This is a genomic window from Tolypothrix sp. PCC 7712, from assembly GCF_025860405.1.
Taxonomy (GTDB): Bacteria; Cyanobacteriota; Cyanobacteriia; order Cyanobacteriales; family Nostocaceae; genus Aulosira; species Aulosira diplosiphon.
Map to the genome: position 1 here is coordinate 8,924,131 of NZ_CP063785.1, position 15,563 is coordinate 8,939,693.

A 15,563-nucleotide genomic window follows, 5' to 3' on the forward strand; every position below is an offset into this window, starting at 1 on the left:
ATTAGAAACCTGACTGCCATCTTTCATAGTGAAAATACTGAGAAATAGTCAAACATCGCTAAATAAATAACTCTTGTAGAGCCTAATTGCATCTGCGATCGCCAACCTTTGATGCGCTTAAATGTAGCTCTAAATACAATTTTTGGGCATTTTTTGCTTTTTAATACAATAGACTGTTGCAAAAAACCTATATCTTTAGGTTGGAATTCCTATCTATCTAAAGAAGTAAATACTTGCTATCTCAGCAGTTTCATCTTATAAATGGATAACTCGTACAAAGTTAAAAAGACAAACTAGCTATTCTGCTTTTAAGTTGCACAATCCATCGTGAGGGCTGTTGACAGTTGACAGTTGACAGTTGACCGTTAACTGTTAACTGTTAACAGCCCTGATTAGTAGTTATGCAATTTTAGACGCGCATTAGCTTACTTTTCGGTTCGTGGAGTTGTTTTACTTTGGGACAAACAATAGTTTGTCTAATGATGGTGGATTTACATAGTGCGTAGTTGCAATTAGTTGGGAAGTATTGGCAAGGCTGACAGAAGACGCATAAATCCACATTTTTTCCTCAATATCAGAACCGCTTCAGCTGGAAAACTCAAGGATGAAATACTGGATTAGGAAATTAGTAATCTGTATCTTTTTTGTCTATCACTGGTTATTAGGAACTAATTACGCAGCCGCCAATCAACTTGCCAATATAGATGTGCCGCAATTCCATGCAGTGACAGCAGTGGAAAATATCGCCAGTGCGGACAATATTTTTATTGATAGTAGAAGAGAAGATTTGCGGCGATTTCGTGAGATAGTTAAAGCCACAGAGAAATTAGAGGGATTGTTTACCCTTTACCGCAGCCATGAAGAGGGCAGAACTTATTGGGAAATTAAGCCAGAACAACTCAATAAAAATTACTTAGCGACAGTCACATTAGAATCGGGATTAGGGGAAAGTGGGATTTATAGTGGATTACCCATAACTGATTTTCTCTTCTATTTCCGACGAGTCAATCACAATTTGCACTTTGTAGTGCGGAATGTGAAATTTCGTACAGAAGAAGGTGAACCAGAACAGCGATCGCTTGCTCGTTCTTTTAGCGATTCGGTTCTCTATGCATTGCCAATCGACACTATAGATCCGCGTAGTAAAAATATTCTGATTAACCTGGATGACTTACTCATGCAGGATTTCCCAGGTTTAACTCCTATATTGAAATACTCTTTACAGGCTGATTACCGCTTAGAACCCAGCAAGTCTTATTTTGGCGATATTAACAGCTTACCGGAAAATCTAGAGATTGATTCTATTTACGGTTTTTACTCACCAGAAGGTGCAAATTTAGTTACTTTACCCGATAGCCGCGCACTTTCTTTAAAAGTACATTATAGTTTTTCCCAACTGCCAGAAAACAACGGTTATATTCCTAGACTCGCTGATGATAGAGTGGGATATTTTATTACCGCATTCCAAGATTTTTCTCATCACAAGAGTCACGATCCATTTGTACGTTATATTAATCGTTGGCATCTAGAACCATCCGACCCCAACGCACCTTTATCGCCACCGAAACAGCCGATTGTATTTTGGATTGAAAATGCTGTACCCCTAGAATACCGTGACGCAATCCGCGAAGGTGTGCTGATGTGGAATAAAGCATTCACCAAAGCCGGATTCCAAAACGCCATTGAAGTGCGACAAATGCCAGATGATGCTGATTGGTATCCCGCAGATGTGCGTTACAACACTATTCGTTGGTTTAATTCTTTAGATGCAGGTTTTGCCAAAGGGCCGACACGTGTTAACCCATTTACCGGGGAAATACTGGACGCAGATATTATTGTTGATGCGAATATGGTGCGCTCAATTCAGCAAGAATATCGCGCCTACGCAGAGTCAGGGAATAGCAAAAATAAATTAGATGGTTGTGATGTCGCAGGTTTTCAGAGAGATTCGGAACTCTGTTATGGAAGGGAAGCGACAAATCAAGCCGCTATTGGGGCGTTGGCGTTGTCATTGTTGCCTGACACGACACCAACTAGCGCAGCTATGCAGGAATATGTGCAGCAATATTTGCGTTCTTTAATTGCCCATGAAGTCGGGCATACTTTGGGCTTACGTCATAATTTTCACGGCAGCACCATGTTAGCGCCCCAAGAATTAAATAACACCGAAATCACCCACAGCAAAGGTTTAGCGGGTTCGGTGATGGATTATTTACCCGTGAATATCGCACCGATGGGTGTAGAACAAGGTGATTATTTCCCTGGGATGATTGGCCCTTATGATGAATGGGCAATTGAGTATGGTTATAAAATCAACCCAGAAGCCACAACTGATGCGATGCTACCAGAAGCCGAAAAAAGCTTCTTAGAAAAGATTGCCCTAGCATCACCACAGCCAGAATTATCCTACGCTACAGATGAAGATATTTGGGATATTAACCCCCTAGCAAACCTCTGGGATATGAGTAGTGATGTACTAATATATTCCCAATGGCAAATGGATAACGCCCGTGTGATGTGGGAACGCCTCGATCAGCGTTATTTATCGCCTGGAGAAAGCTATAGTAATCTGCGCGCCTTATTTAATCGCGTCCTCAGATATTATTTTCGTAACGCTACCTTAGTTTCTCAATATATTGGTGGACAATCATTTCGGCGTGTTCATGCTGGTGATGAAACTTCCTGGGCTTTTGTACCAGTTTCTTTGGAAAAACAACGTCAAGCTTTAGCAAAGTTGCAAGAATATGTATTTGCTGAGGATGCTTTTAACTTCTCACCGCAATTACTCAATCAACTAGCACCATCACGCTGGCAACATTGGGGAAATCCTATCCCAAATGATCGCCTAGATTATCCCCTACATGATCGCATTTTAAAATTCCAAAGTCGAGTATTGCGATCGCTCCTCAATAGCGATCGCCTCAGTCGCCTGCAAGATATAGAATTAAAAACACAGCCTGGAGAAGCTCTTTCCATCCCGGAACTATTTGAAACCTTACAACAAGGTATCTGGACAGAAGTTTTCACTTCTACAGAACCAAAACCCATTTCTAGCCTGCGCCGTTCCTTACAACGCGAATATCTCAATATCTTGCTAGAAATGATGTTGCGAAATACCAACACACCAGAAGACGGACGCACATTAGCTTGGTACGAATTGCGTCAACTGCAAACCGCAGTTGACAACAGGCTCAAAGACTTGGGCGAAAACATTGATATTTCCACATTAGCCCATTTGCAAGTCACGAGCGATCGCATCACTAAAGCATTAGGGGGGGACTAGGGATTAGGGATTGGGGACTGGGTATTGGGGACTATTGTGGAATCGATGTTTGTTTGGTATTTTGAAATTGTATAATCAATAACCCCTAGCGCTGAATTTGTCAAGCTTTGTTGCAACTTCCTTGTCAGCAAATAAAATGCCGTTACATTGAAGATAACTCTCCACTAAAATCAAGTTGGGGGAAATATTAGCCATGACCGGAATAATTTTATTGTCAGTTTTCTGCTTCCTTTGGTTGCTTGGCTTCTCTCTTTTAGCAGAAGCTTGGTTTTACGAAGAAGAACAACAATAACAACTCAAAATTCAAAACATTTTAGTTAATTTGCATATTTCCAGTGCATAAAAATTCTATGGGGTGGGCATCTTGCTCACCCCGATTATGTAATACCAATTTAAATAATGTTGGCGACACATGAATGATATTCTAGAGGACAAGGCATTGCCTTACCCTCAGAATAAATATTAAGACTTACGCAAAAGTAACGGAATTACGTCATTACGAGCGCAGCGACGTAATCGCCTGAGATTCTGGGATTGCTTCCCTACACTTCGTTCCGGTCGCAATGACAAATTTTGCTTGCGTAAGTCCTGAATATATATAACGCGTCGAATTATGGCTTCTTCTGCGCCAAATTATACTTAACTTCGATTTCAAAATTACTTTCCGCCGAACCCTCAGTTAAAAACGGAATCCCCGTTTTCCCACCCAACTTGATACCAAATTTAACAGTGACCTCTTCTGCGTCAGGTATATTCTTAAAAGCCCCAACAGCTAACTTGGCATAATTACGAATCTTACTCTGAAACTCTTGAATTTTTACTGTAGGTAAAATATCACGGTATCCAGGTTCCTCATCTTCTGGAACCTCAGCAGCTTCCTTAGATTCCACATAGATTTCGTACTCTTGATCATCATCTTTGACAATCAGCCTTTGTACTTCTGACATTTGGTAGCCTCAGTTAGTTTTTTGGTTGTTATTCTAGTACTATTACGTAAAAATGACTGCCACAGAGATATGGCTCGATATGCCCTAGTAATTGGCATTGCCAAGTATGACAACTTCACAAATCTACCAAAAGCTGTTGATGATGCAGAAAAAATCGCACAGCTATTAAAAGAACACGGTCGCTTTGATGTGCAGCCGTTACCTGGTAAATTAATCGAGACTGAAAATTGCTCTTCAGTCACTGCTGATAAAAAATTACTGGGTAAAGAACTCGGTCAAGTGCTGAGGATGTTTTTACTGGAGAAAGCCAAGGGTAGCGAAGCACTGATTTATTTCGCCGGACATGGATTTGAAGCACCCAGCCTGACAGGTGAACCGAAGGGGTATTTGGCTACTTCAGATTGTCATAAAGACGGGCAAAATGCGATCGCCACTCTATTGAAGCTTTTAACTTCAGTTTCCGCCATCAGAACTTGGGGTGAACGAAAAAAAGGTGTGGGAGAGTAGTTAGCGGAGAAGTTACGAAATCTCTCTATCAATTGCTTGCTCTATCTCTGCTGAAAAAAGGGGGGATGACCACCTGTATGCTGATACAACAGCGCTTCCATACCTGAAACATTGTAACGATGTACCCACTCCATTACTGTCTGAGGGTTGCGTCCTGTTTCCTCACCTACCCGCGTCGCGCTTTTTCCATTACATATCTCATATAGTGCCATTAAACGCTCACGGGTACGACTATGATCTGCTTTTAACGCTTCTTCTCTCAATATTGAGGCACTTTGATTCCAGCGATCGCATTCCACTTTGAGCATCCCTGTTTCGTTCTCCACTACACCCACTGATTAAGAGTAATATTTTTTGTGTCAAAACTCCAGTTCTCAACATGGATGAGGTTTAAATATTAAATATTTCTTGTTTCCCGGTTTCCTAGAAAAATTTTTGATGATATATTTATATCTTCTTTGCCGTATCAGGATACTTATACTAATTAGTAAAGAGAGGGTAACATATTCAAAAACTAAAACCTAGATGATGTCGAAGTTTCTTAAATTTTCATTTTGAATTGGTATTAGTAGTATTCATTCTTGATATTGTGAATTGTCCCTGTCTATTATTATTCGTGGGTTGATTTGTGAAAGTTCTTGTTTACTGTAAGTACTTTAGTTTCAAGAATCCACTAGACAAGCCAAAGATGGAGACGTTTGTTGTGGATTTGCCACAAATTCCTAGGATTGGTGAAACCATTATGGTTGAGAGAATGTCGCCAACTAAACAATGTGTCATTATTTTTGAATATATTGTAACTGCAGTACAGTTTAATGCCTCCAACGAATCAGTCGATACACCAAATGCTAGGGTAAACGCCTGTTTAAATCACTGTTGGGAAGGGACTTCAAATTTCAAAGTAACAAACTTTTTAGAGAAATAATTGCAGTATTTATACAACTGCTAAATATATGAATTTGATTTGATTTATGAAAAATATCACTTAATAAAGGTGCGTTACGCTGAAGCTAACGCACCCTACTAGACTGACACGACTAAAATAGTGCATAAAAAAACTCTTGTGGGATGGGTGTCTCACCCGTCCAGGGCGGACAAGATGTCCACCCCACAAGAAAAATTATTGCAACATTTTAGCTGTGTCAATCCACTACTAGTGTGAATTTCAACAATCTAATACAAGTCATATATCTAAGTTGATATTGTCTGCTATATAGGGGTTTTTGAGAGTATTTCTTAGTCATAACTGCAGCCTGAATGGTAAATGATTTCTTCAAACATCCAATCAGAAATTGCCGAGAAATATTCAACAATAAACTCTAAAATTAGTTACAGTTCTTATGATACTGTCTATCTCTAGATTAGAGAAATATACTTTTTTGCCAACAAGGTGAGGAGATAAAATTTAGCCTTATGTACGATTGTATCATCGTTGGAGCCGGGCCATCTGGTGGAACAGCCGCGTATCATTTAGCCAAGCGGGGTCACTCAGTATTAATTTTAGAAAAAGAATCCTTGCCAAGATACAAACCCTGTGGTGGTGGGGTATCCCCAATAATTGCTCAATGGTTTGACTTTGATTTTAGCCCAGCAATTTCGGTGAAAGTAGACTCTTTACGCTTTACCTGGAACTTGGAAGACCCTGTAGAAGCGAAAATACCCAATAAAGAACCGATTTGGATGGTGCGGCGAGATGTTTTTGATCATTTTTTAGTTCAGCAAGCCCAGAAGCAAGGGGCAGAACTCAAAGATAAAACTGAGGTAACTGGTATTGAGTTTCAAGGTGATGCTTGGCAGGTGAACACCGCCAACGGCCCAGTTACAGGTCGTTACTTAATCGCGGCTGACGGTGCTAAAGGGCCAATGGCAAAATGGCTAGGTTTTAAAGACCGCAAACGTCACTTAGCAGGCGCTTTAGAGGCAGAAGTTCCCGCCGATGTTGAGAATACATCAATAGCTCATTTTGAGTTTGGGATGGTCAAAAATGGCTATATTTGGAACTTTCCCAAGGCTGATGGTTATTCTCTTGGTGTTGGTACTTTTATTGGTGGCGCACCCCAAGATTTTAAGAAAATTTTGGATGATTACTCTCAATCTTTTAATGTAGATGTCAAAATTTGCAAGCAATATGGTCATCCTATTTGCTTGTGGAATGGTAATCAAAAGCTACATACTCAAAATGCAATTTTGGCTGGGGAAGCAGCTTGTGTAGTTGACCCAATGACAGCAGAGGGTATTCGTCCTTCGATTTTTAGCGGATTGCTAGCAGCCAACGCTATTAATGAGGCACTTGCAGGCGATATCAATTCTTTAGAAGCATATACCAATGCTATTAACGAACAATGGGGTACAGAAATGGCATGGGCACAAAAATTAGCTAATGCATTTTATCGGTTCCCCAAAATTGGTTACAAAGTAGGCGTTAAAAGCCCCACTGGTGCCCAAACTATGGGTAGAATTCTATGCGGCGAATTGCGCTATGCCGATGTTGCAAGCCGGGCGCTGAAGCGGCTGATTCCGGGGTTTGGGGGGTAGGGGATTGGGGAACTCGGGGCCCCCTCTGGGGATAAGGGGTAATGGGGATTAGGGACTGGGGACTGGGGACTGGGGACTGGGGACTGGGGACTGGGGACTGGGGACAAGGGGAAAAGGAGATAAATACGATTACCAATTACCAATTACCAATGCCCAATGCCCAATGCCCAATGCCCATGATCAGAAATATTGTTTCAGGAACTTGTAGTTACATGAAGTCATCGTGAAAACTACGAGTTTCTTGAAAAATCAATATATATGCCAGCTAATAAGCCTCAATATCAACTGACTGCACCTATATGCTTATTTTTATTAGGAACTGCGTTGTCTCAAACTTTGACATATGCAACCTTAAACTCAAAACCTAACAGTCATAATTCCGCAGTCGTCGCCCAAAATTCTCCCAAGCCAGCACCTCAAGAAGTTGTACAAGAGGGAGAAGTACGGGCTTTACCTGGCAAACTCGATAATATTCCTGTATTTAATAGCAATAGCCCAGAATGGATTAAAAATGAGGGTATTTTGCTGTCTACGTTTCCCCCACAAGGGAAAAAAGTCTCGGCGGCGCATCTAAATTTTCCCTTTTCGGGACGCTTTGATTTATTTGCTCATCACTATACCCACACTCCCAAGGATTTACAGACGCTATACCTGGGTGTAATTGTGAATAATCCCGGTAAGCAAGCTGTAACAGTAGATGTATTGCAAGCGGCGAGTTATTTGATGCAGGATGCGCCGTTTGTAACGTTGGGGCCTTATATCGACAATAACGATGGTAAAGCTTTCTCAGGGCCAGGCGATCGCGCGGCTGGTGATGTATTGCGCGGGGTTCGCCAAGCTGATTTTCCGGCGAAGTTGGTAATTCCACCAGGACAAAGCCGAATGCTGCTGAATCATCCAATTCCGGTGAAAAATCTGGAAAAGCCTGTAAATGGTCGCTCTAGCTTTATGCGGCTGCGTAGTAGTGGCAAAGTCTATACAGCTAGTTTAGCAATGTTTGCGAAGAAAAACGCTGATGGAAGCGATCGCGCTCCTACCCTCACAGAATGGCAAGCTTTACTTAATAATGGTAACTTTGCCGGGCCACGAGACAAAACCCCTACTCCCCCAAATGCTACTGGTGGTGTGCTGATTTATGGGCGTGTAGCTGGTGTATCGCAGGGTTCGCAATGGCAAGCATCTCTTACAGATAACCCTAAAGCCCAAACTCTCACAATTCCGCAACCAGGTAAAGCGATTTCTTATCCTATTGCTACTCTTAAAGGCGGACGTTTAGGTAGCGAACAAAACCAAACTGCAAAAATGTTAGTCCGCTATCCAGATACCGCCTATGAAGCGCACGGTAATTATGGCGTGGAATATAACCTCAGCTTACCTTTGAGCAATACAACTAACCAAACCCAGAAAGTTGCTATTACCCTAGAAACACCATTAAAGGAAGATAAATTAGCCAAAGGAAATCTCCGTTTTCGCAAACCATCCTTAGATTTTCCCTTCTTCCGTGGTACAGTGCGGCTAAATTATACCGATGACCAAGGGCAAAAACAAACGCGTTATGTACATTTATGGCATAGAACCGCACAGGTTTTAGAACCCTTACTACAGGTGACGCTACCACCTGGAAGTAAAAAAATGGTACAGATAGATTTGATTTATCCCCCAGATTCAACACCACCACAGGTATTGAGTGTGAAAACGCTGGCGAAATAAATACAGCAAAGCCAAGTACAATAGACCTGCAAGCAGTGGGTAAAGGGAAAAGGTGAAGGGCTAAACCTTTTCCCGACTGCTGCAAGCAGTCTAATGCAAAAATGCGATCGCGTTGTGCTTGGTTAATTGATGAATTAGTCCTAAATTAACGTATTATCTTTGAGGCTCTAAAACTTCTACCTCATGAGCAATGTTTGCAGGATGGGGAACAGGTAAACCCTCTTCTAGCATTCCCTCGATATGAAATTCAATGGCTTCTGCAATTATCCGCTTAACTTCTTCTAAAGTTTCACCCACAGCTACACAACCAGGTAAATCGGGGACATAAGCGCCGTAGCTAGTTTCTCCCTTTTCAATCAAGACTGTATAACGCATTATTCTTGTTATTTAACCAATTGGACGATTTCCGGGATTTACTGCGTGAATATATTCACTACCAGAATGCGGTCTACCACGTTTATATTGAGCTTCTTCTGGTTTACCCCATCCTAACTGCAAAATAATTTCTAGGAAGTTGGAATTTTCCCATTTCCATAAACTTGCCCATTCTGTGATTTGAGCAATTCTTTCAACATCTAGTTTATTAATTTGCTGGTATTGTTTGCTATTATTAAAACTCAAATATAAGTCCATTGCTGCTGTGACTTCATACCAAAATTCTAAGATAGAATTTTTTGCAGTATGTAATATTGCCAAGTCACTTGTGATAGCTATTAACTCATGATCTATTTTAGGATATTTCAATGTTTTGCCTTTAACATTCACTTCATGCCAGATAATTCCTGAAACATGATTTTCTTTTTGATAATCGTGAATGGCGGCTTTAAAATCTTGATAGGCAGTGAATTTTTGCAATCCATCGCTTCTGATAAATTGGTCAATTAAAGGATTGCCAGAGACCGTTACTTCTAACTTCAAGCGTTCACCTTTCAGGCAAGCTTGACGCTCATCTGCCAAAATTTTTATAAGTTCCTCGGTAGTGTAAACCTTTGACATCAGAACACACTCTAAATTAGTCAATTGTCATTTGTCATTGGTCATTGGTCATTGGTCATTTGTCGTTAGTTATTTGTCATTTGTTATTTACTGTTGCTTATTTATTATGGGTTAAGTTTCTTAATGGCTAAGGTAAATTCTTACAGTATTATGCTTTAAGCTTATGGTAAATGCAGTATCAGGTATAGCAGTCTTAATTGTTTGAAATCATAAAAACTTAGGGCAGACCATTTGGTCTACCCTGAAAGTTATTTACTTAACTCACTACTGAACTCATTGAAAGAACGCCGTTTTAACTGCACTGATTCGGTACGTGGTAATAAATCAAACACTTCACGAAAGCGATCGTCGATTTCCTCAAAGGGAACTTGACCCTGCTTATTTAAAAGTACTTTACCTGATTTATCTAACACCACCACTTGAGGAACAGCACCAGAGTAGTAATATCCTACTTCCGTAGGTTCATAAGTTTTTTGAGCAGGGATAGTATCTACACTAATGGGGATAATCTCTGCGACTTTACCATAGAATTCTTGCACTCGTGAAATTGTAATGGCATATTCCTTACAATCTTTGCTGTCGTCAACATAATAAGCCAAAAATGCTGGTTTATGCTCTGCTAAAGTCTGTGCTAGTGTTTGTCTCGGTGGAACCAGTGAACCATTACCAGCATAAACCACGAAAATATTGCCATCATAAATGTCATCTTTAAGACCAGCAGAGGCTGCTTGCATATTGATAATGAACAGGCAAACAAGCATCACTAAAGCTTTGGAAACCCATCGTTGCCAACTAGATTTTTTATGTAAAAACCGATACTTTATGCCATTCATTAAATGAACCTTGAGAACTACAATTTGTCAGTTTGTGCTGAATTCAGCAAACAGCGCTGGATAGATGATTTACGTCTATGCACTATTTTTTAAGATAACGCCTATGGGGACGGGGGAGTAGTGGGGATGAGGGGGATGAGGGAGATGTAGACGCTTTGCGGCTACTCTACGAGAACGCCTAAAGGCGAACCCGCAGGGTGGGGGATGAGGGGGATGAGGGAGATGGGGGAGAAGAAATTTTGAATTTTGAATTTTGAATTCCCTTTAGGGGTTGACTGGCTTTTTGTGCGAGGATTCGCTAAACTCTCAAGATTAATTTAAAACTTAAGCTATTAACTACTGTGGCGAACAAAATACAACTTATAGATAGGCTCAAACTGGGTTTGGCGGTGTCAGTCGCAAAGGGTGTGACATTTATGGTGCGATCGCTCCGCCTGGGTGCTGCTAGTGTATTACCAGGCTCAATTGCTCGACGGATTGAACCTAAGCTGTTGCAGTTATTGAGTCAGCAGGTGAAAAAAGGCGCGATTCTGATTGCGGGTACTAATGGGAAAACTACTACATCGCTGCTGTTACGGGAAATTTTAGAACGTCAAGGCTACCGTGTTGCTCATAATTCCACAGGCGCAAATTTAGAAAATGGTTTGATGACTGCGCTGATGGATAACACTAACATCCTGGGTAGCTTGGATGTTGACTATGCGATTTTAGAAGTTGATGAAAATATTTTACCTAGGGTTTTAGCACCAATTCAGCCAAAGCTAATTTTGTGTTTAAACTTGTTCCGCGACCAACTCGACAGGTATGGGGAAGTTGATACTATTAGTAAACGCTGGGGAAAAGCGATCGCAACTTTATCACCTGATACTATCGTAGTGGCAAATGCCGACGACCCCACAATTTGCTATCTCGGTCAACAATTAACTCAACAGCGTGTCTCGTTTTTCGGTTTGAGTGAACCGGAACATTATTTAGAAGCAATTCCCCATGCTGTAGATTCGATTTATTGTCCCAGATGCGGCAAGGCTTTAGACTACAAGGGCGTTTATTTATCCCACATGGGTGAATATAGCTGTGGTAATTGCGGTTTTAGTAGAAGTCAACCGAGCCTCAATAGTAGCGAATGGCCGCAAATTTTGGTGGGTTTATATAACAAATACAATACCTTAGCTGCTGCTACTGCTGCCCAAGAATTAGGAGTTGAAGCAGCCACTATCCGCGAGACAATTCCCAATTTCCAAGCAGCCTTTGGACGTGCGGAAGAGTTAGAAATTAACGGGAAAAAGGTACGGATTCTATTATCAAAAAATCCTGTGGGGACGAATGAAACGATTCGCGTAGTTACAGAAAGTGCTGATAAAACTACTTTGCTAGTATTAAACGACAGAGTGCAAGATGGCGAAGATGTTTCTTGGATTTGGGATGTAGATACAGAGAAATTAGTTCAGCGTGGTGGTACTTTAGTTGTGAGTGGCGATCGCGCTTATGATATGGCCTTACGTCTGCGCTACAGTGACCCCAATCCTGCCCAAAATTTTAACCTGATTGTAGAAGAAGACTTACGTCAGGCTATTAACACCGCCTTAGAGCGTACACCCAACAACGAAACCCTGCATATTTTACCCACATATACAGCAATGTTGAGCGTCCGTGAAGTATTAACAGGACGCAAGATTTTATAAATTTGGTGTTTGGTGTTGGGTGTTTGGTGTTTTTTACCTTCTTCATCCCCAATTACCAATTACCCATTACCCATTACCCATTACCCTTTCCCCATTCCCCCTTCCCCAATCCTATGAATTATCAAATTACAATCGGTTGGTTATATCCGACGCTGATGAGTACCTATGGCGATCGCGGTAATGTAATTACTATAGAACGCCGCGCTCAATGGCGGGGATTTGGCGTTAAGGTTGTATCTTTAGATCAAAATGCGACAGCAGAGGATATTAAAGCTGTTGATTTAATTGTCGGTGGTGGCGCACAAGACCGCCAGCAGGAAATTGTTATGCGCGATTTGCAAGGTGCGAAAGCCGATGCGATGCGTGAAAAAATCGAAAATGGCACACCGGGAGTATTTACCTGTGGTTCTCCGCAGTTGCTAGGACATTATTACGAACCTGGACTAGGACAACGCATTGAAGGTTTAGGAATTTTAGATTTAGTCTCTGTGCATCCTGGTGAAAATACTAAACGCTGCATCGGTAACTTAGTCATTGAAGTGACAGCTTCTCGCCTAGCGCAGGATTTAAAAGCGATGACAGGTAGCACACCGTATTTAGTCGGCTTTGAAAATCACGGTGGACGTACCAAGCTAGGGAAAGTGGAAGCCTTGGGAAAAGTCGTGTACGGCTTAGGCAATAACGGTGAAGATGGTACAGAAGGAGCATTTTATCAGAATGCGATCGCAACCTATTCTCACGGCCCCTTGTTACCCAAAAATCCCTTTGTTGCAGATTGGTTAATTCAAACAGCGTTGCGGCTGAAGTATCAACAGCCAATCACACTAGAACCTTTAGATGATACCTTAGCAATGCAAGCACGGGAAGCCATGTTTAAGCGGTTGAAAGTGAGTTTACCAACACCTGCTGCAGCTAACGTTTAAGTACTTAGGGCCTTCCAAGTAAAAAAATATTCCTAACATTATTGTTGACTGTTAACTGTTGACTGTTAACTGTGAACAATCAACGGTCAACAACGTTAATACGGAATAATTTATTTTTTGGAGTTCCCTTACTTAAACAAACGTGGCTGTCCAGATCCCCGACTTTCTCAAAAATTCGGGGATCTAAATCTCGCTAAAATCTGTCAGTTCGCGTAGGATGCGTTATACCGTTTCACTAAAAGTGTGATACATTAACGCCTGTTGCCAACCTTGTTCCCATGCTTCCCGTAAATTTTGAGATCTAATTGCTTTGGTCATGCATCATTATCTGTTGCAGGCGCTTCAATAATACCTTGAATATAGCGCTTCTATTTACGCTGATGAATGATGGTGAATAAAGTCTGTAGGCTTCACCCATCAGAGAAAGCAGTTATCCTGAGAATATGGAACTTCAACTTCCGAACTGCAACATCCGACATCCACAGGAAACTGCACCCCTATTAATTCCCTAGAATTGTTTGCAAACCTTGAACTAATCTCTCCATCCCTGCTTTTACCGTCTCTTGTTGCAGCGCACCGTAAGCAACACGCAGATAGCATCCATCTTCCATCCCAAAGGTTGTACCAGGAATCACTGCTACTTGATGTTCCTGTATGAGTTTTTTGACTAACTCAAAAGCATTCATCTGGGTATGAACTTTCAAGAAGAAATAAAATGCGCCATCCGCAGGGGTAATAGTACACAAACCTTGTAGGTGATTGAGCGATTCCAAAACTACTTCTCTGACTTGGGAAATTGCACCAATATTTTCCTTTAAATACTCTTCTTTAGCTTGCAATGCTCCTAAAGCTGCATACTGAGAAATGACTGGCGCACAAATCAAAATAGTATCTTGGACTTTTTTCACAGGAACCAGCAGATGTTGCGGAATCACCATATAACCGATGCGCCAACTCGCAAAACCGTAGGCTTTAGAAAGGCTATACAAGGAAATGGTGTAATCGCTACTATTGGCAAAGGCAGCCGGGGAAATATGTTTTACGCCGTTATAAGTAAAGTATTCATAGGCTTCATCGCTAATGTGATAAATTCCGTTATTGCCACATAATTGATTAACTTGCCGCAATGCTGCTTCTGAATACACTACCCCTGTAGGATTATTGGGGGAAATCGTAACAACTGCCCTGGTTTTAGGTGTAATTGCTTGGGCGATCGCATCTGGACGCAGTTGATAATTTTCATCGGTATCTACTAACACCGGACAACAACCCGCCATTGTAATGGCCATTTCATGATTGAAATAGTAGGGTTTATTGAGAATAATCTCATCACCAGGGCTAGTAATCGCTAGAATGGCGTTCATAAACCCCATGTTGCTGCCGGCGGTGACAACTATGCAGTTATTTTGATTAATTTCAATGCCATTAAAGGCTTGTAATTTTGCTGCTAAGGCTGCTATTAATGGCGGAATTCCCTCAACTGCTTTGTATAAATTATTCGTGGGTTCTGCCAGAAACTTAGCTAAAAACTCCTGTGCTTGTGGTGGTGGATTGTAGGAAACCACACCTTGTCCTAAAGAAATAGTTCCTGGCGAATTTGTAATCAATTCCCCAACAACAGGAATGATTGGCGTTTGCACCGCCTGCATACGAGATGTTAGGGATTCCATATCAAATTAAGCTGAAAGGGGCGGAGGAAAGCGGATATCGGCATTAAATTGCTCAACATTGGCGCTGCGATGAATCGGTAACACATATTCTAAATTTTCATGGGGGCGGGGAATTATATGATGGGAAAGCACTTCACCCCCATTCACTCGTCCTACTGCTTCTAATCCTGCACCTACTGCAACAGTTACCTCGCCTACTTCCCCCCGAATCAGCACCGTAATTCGCCCCAAATCAGTATTTTCATACCCTACAAGCGTGATCCGCGCCGCCTTACACATCGCATCCCCAACTTCCACGGCTGCGGGTACGCCATAAACTTCAATCATGCCGAGTGATAGTGTCATAGGTTAGGGACTGGGGACTGGGGACTGGGGACTGGGGACTGGGGACTGGGTAATGATCATTTCTCCCTCATCCTCCTCATCCCCCTCATCCTCCTCATCCCCCTCATCCTCCTCATCCTCCTCATCCTCCTC

At 41.7% G+C, this 15,563-nt stretch carries 15 protein-coding genes; 8 read left to right on the forward strand and 7 right to left on the reverse strand.

Going from position 1 to position 15,563, the window contains the following annotated elements:
• The first annotated feature begins 604 nt into the window (after positions 1–604).
• Entirely contained in the window at positions 605–3,283 is a 2,679-nt protein-coding gene (locus HGR01_RS36365; RefSeq protein WP_045867666.1) for a zinc-dependent metalloprotease, read from the forward strand.
• 611 nt (positions 3,284–3,894) lie between these two features.
• Here HGR01_RS36365 and HGR01_RS36370 read toward each other — a convergent pair.
• Positions 3,895–4,230 (reverse strand): CU044_2847 family protein, encoded by a 336-nt coding sequence (locus HGR01_RS36370; protein WP_045867667.1) that lies wholly within the window; start codon positions 4,228–4,230, stop codon positions 3,895–3,897.
• Between the two features lie 69 nt (positions 4,231–4,299).
• On the opposite strand from HGR01_RS36370, the gene HGR01_RS36375 reads away from it, so the two are divergent.
• Positions 4,300–4,737, forward strand: coding sequence for a caspase family protein (locus tag HGR01_RS36375; protein ID WP_045867668.1), 438 nt, complete (start codon positions 4,300–4,302; stop codon positions 4,735–4,737).
• Positions 4,738–4,778: 41 nt separating this feature from the next.
• On the opposite strand, the gene HGR01_RS36380 is transcribed toward HGR01_RS36375, so the two are convergent.
• Positions 4,779–5,063, reverse strand: coding sequence for a helix-turn-helix domain-containing protein (locus HGR01_RS36380; protein ID WP_155538915.1), 285 nt, complete (start codon positions 5,061–5,063; stop codon positions 4,779–4,781).
• Positions 5,064–5,425: 362 nt separating this feature from the next.
• Here HGR01_RS36380 and HGR01_RS36385 point away from each other — a divergent pair, with 362 nt between their 5' ends.
• The 4 genes from HGR01_RS36385 (at position 5,426) to HGR01_RS36400 (ending at position 8,982) form a co-directional block, all read left to right on the forward strand.
• On the forward strand, positions 5,426–5,662 hold the full coding sequence (locus HGR01_RS36385; protein ID WP_264264860.1) for a hypothetical protein: 237 nt from the start codon (positions 5,426–5,428) through the stop codon (positions 5,660–5,662).
• A 488-nt stretch (positions 5,663–6,150) separates the two neighbouring features.
• Positions 6,151–7,272 (forward strand): geranylgeranyl reductase family protein, encoded by a 1,122-nt coding sequence (locus HGR01_RS36390; RefSeq protein WP_045867671.1) that lies wholly within the window; start codon positions 6,151–6,153, stop codon positions 7,270–7,272.
• Positions 7,273–7,313: 41 nt separating this feature from the next.
• Entirely contained in the window at positions 7,314–7,499 is a 186-nt protein-coding gene (locus tag HGR01_RS36395; RefSeq protein WP_045867672.1) for a hypothetical protein, read from the forward strand.
• Positions 7,500–7,530: 31 nt separating this feature from the next.
• Entirely contained in the window at positions 7,531–8,982 is a 1,452-nt protein-coding gene (locus HGR01_RS36400; protein ID WP_045867673.1) for a DUF3370 domain-containing protein, read from the forward strand.
• A 153-nt stretch (positions 8,983–9,135) separates the two neighbouring features.
• On the opposite strand, the gene HGR01_RS36405 is transcribed toward HGR01_RS36400, so the two are convergent.
• The 3 genes from HGR01_RS36405 to HGR01_RS36415 form a co-directional block, all read right to left on the reverse strand.
• Complete coding sequence (locus tag HGR01_RS36405) at positions 9,136–9,357, reverse strand: type II toxin-antitoxin system HicB family antitoxin (RefSeq protein WP_045867674.1); 222 nt, start codon at positions 9,355–9,357, stop codon at positions 9,136–9,138.
• Positions 9,358–9,369: 12 nt separating this feature from the next.
• Positions 9,370–9,978, reverse strand: coding sequence for a hypothetical protein (locus HGR01_RS36410; protein ID WP_045867675.1), 609 nt, complete (start codon positions 9,976–9,978; stop codon positions 9,370–9,372).
• Positions 9,979–10,226: 248 nt separating this feature from the next.
• Positions 10,227–10,811 carry a thylakoid membrane photosystem I accumulation factor gene (locus HGR01_RS36415; protein ID WP_045867676.1) on the reverse strand — a complete coding sequence of 195 codons (585 nt, stop codon included), beginning with the start codon at positions 10,809–10,811 and terminating at the stop codon, positions 10,227–10,229.
• A 341-nt stretch (positions 10,812–11,152) separates the two neighbouring features.
• On the opposite strand from HGR01_RS36415, the gene HGR01_RS36420 reads away from it, so the two are divergent.
• Both HGR01_RS36420 and HGR01_RS36425 read left to right on the forward strand, forming a co-directional pair.
• Positions 11,153–12,493 (forward strand): Mur ligase family protein, encoded by a 1,341-nt coding sequence (locus HGR01_RS36420; RefSeq protein ID WP_045867677.1) that lies wholly within the window; start codon positions 11,153–11,155, stop codon positions 12,491–12,493.
• A 113-nt stretch (positions 12,494–12,606) separates the two neighbouring features.
• On the forward strand, positions 12,607–13,416 hold the full coding sequence (locus HGR01_RS36425; RefSeq protein WP_045868796.1) for a type 1 glutamine amidotransferase: 810 nt from the start codon (positions 12,607–12,609) through the stop codon (positions 13,414–13,416).
• Positions 13,417–13,916: 500 nt separating this feature from the next.
• Here HGR01_RS36425 and HGR01_RS36430 read toward each other — a convergent pair whose 3' ends face one another.
• A complete protein-coding gene (locus HGR01_RS36430; RefSeq protein WP_045867678.1) occupies positions 13,917–15,086 on the reverse strand; it encodes a pyridoxal phosphate-dependent aminotransferase in 1,170 nt (389 codons plus the stop codon).
• Positions 15,087–15,092: 6 nt separating this feature from the next.
• The gene (locus HGR01_RS36435) at positions 15,093–15,431 is read right to left on the reverse strand and encodes a carbon dioxide-concentrating mechanism protein CcmK (protein ID WP_045867679.1); all 339 of its coding nucleotides are present in this window, start codon (positions 15,429–15,431) and stop codon (positions 15,093–15,095) included.
• Between the last annotated feature and the right edge of the window lie 132 nt (positions 15,432–15,563).

Bases quoted from the DNA above. Each gene is read 5' to 3' on its own strand.
- HGR01_RS36395 (WP_045867672.1), top strand. From the start codon at position 7,314: ATGGGGATTAGGGACTGGGGACTGGGGACTGGGGACTGGGGACTGGGG.
- HGR01_RS36385 (WP_264264860.1), top strand. From the start codon at position 5,426: ATGGAGACGTTTGTTGTGGATTTGCCACAAATTCCTAGGATTGGTGAA.
- HGR01_RS36400 (WP_045867673.1), top strand. From the start codon at position 7,531: ATGCCAGCTAATAAGCCTCAATATCAACTGACTGCACCTATATGCTTA.
- HGR01_RS36375 (WP_045867668.1), top strand. From the start codon at position 4,300: ATGGCTCGATATGCCCTAGTAATTGGCATTGCCAAGTATGACAACTTC.
- HGR01_RS36410 (WP_045867675.1), bottom strand. From the start codon at position 9,978: ATGTCAAAGGTTTACACTACCGAGGAACTTATAAAAATTTTGGCAGAT.
- HGR01_RS36430 (WP_045867678.1), bottom strand. From the start codon at position 15,086: ATGGAATCCCTAACATCTCGTATGCAGGCGGTGCAAACGCCAATCATT.
- HGR01_RS36370 (WP_045867667.1), bottom strand. From the start codon at position 4,230: ATGTCAGAAGTACAAAGGCTGATTGTCAAAGATGATGATCAAGAGTAC.
- HGR01_RS36425 (WP_045868796.1), top strand. From the start codon at position 12,607: ATGAATTATCAAATTACAATCGGTTGGTTATATCCGACGCTGATGAGT.
- HGR01_RS36435 (WP_045867679.1), bottom strand. From the start codon at position 15,431: ATGACACTATCACTCGGCATGATTGAAGTTTATGGCGTACCCGCAGCC.
- HGR01_RS36390 (WP_045867671.1), top strand. From the start codon at position 6,151: ATGTACGATTGTATCATCGTTGGAGCCGGGCCATCTGGTGGAACAGCC.
- HGR01_RS36365 (WP_045867666.1), top strand. From the start codon at position 605: ATGAAATACTGGATTAGGAAATTAGTAATCTGTATCTTTTTTGTCTAT.
- HGR01_RS36405 (WP_045867674.1), bottom strand. From the start codon at position 9,357: ATGCGTTATACAGTCTTGATTGAAAAGGGAGAAACTAGCTACGGCGCT.
- HGR01_RS36415 (WP_045867676.1), bottom strand. From the start codon at position 10,811: ATGAATGGCATAAAGTATCGGTTTTTACATAAAAAATCTAGTTGGCAA.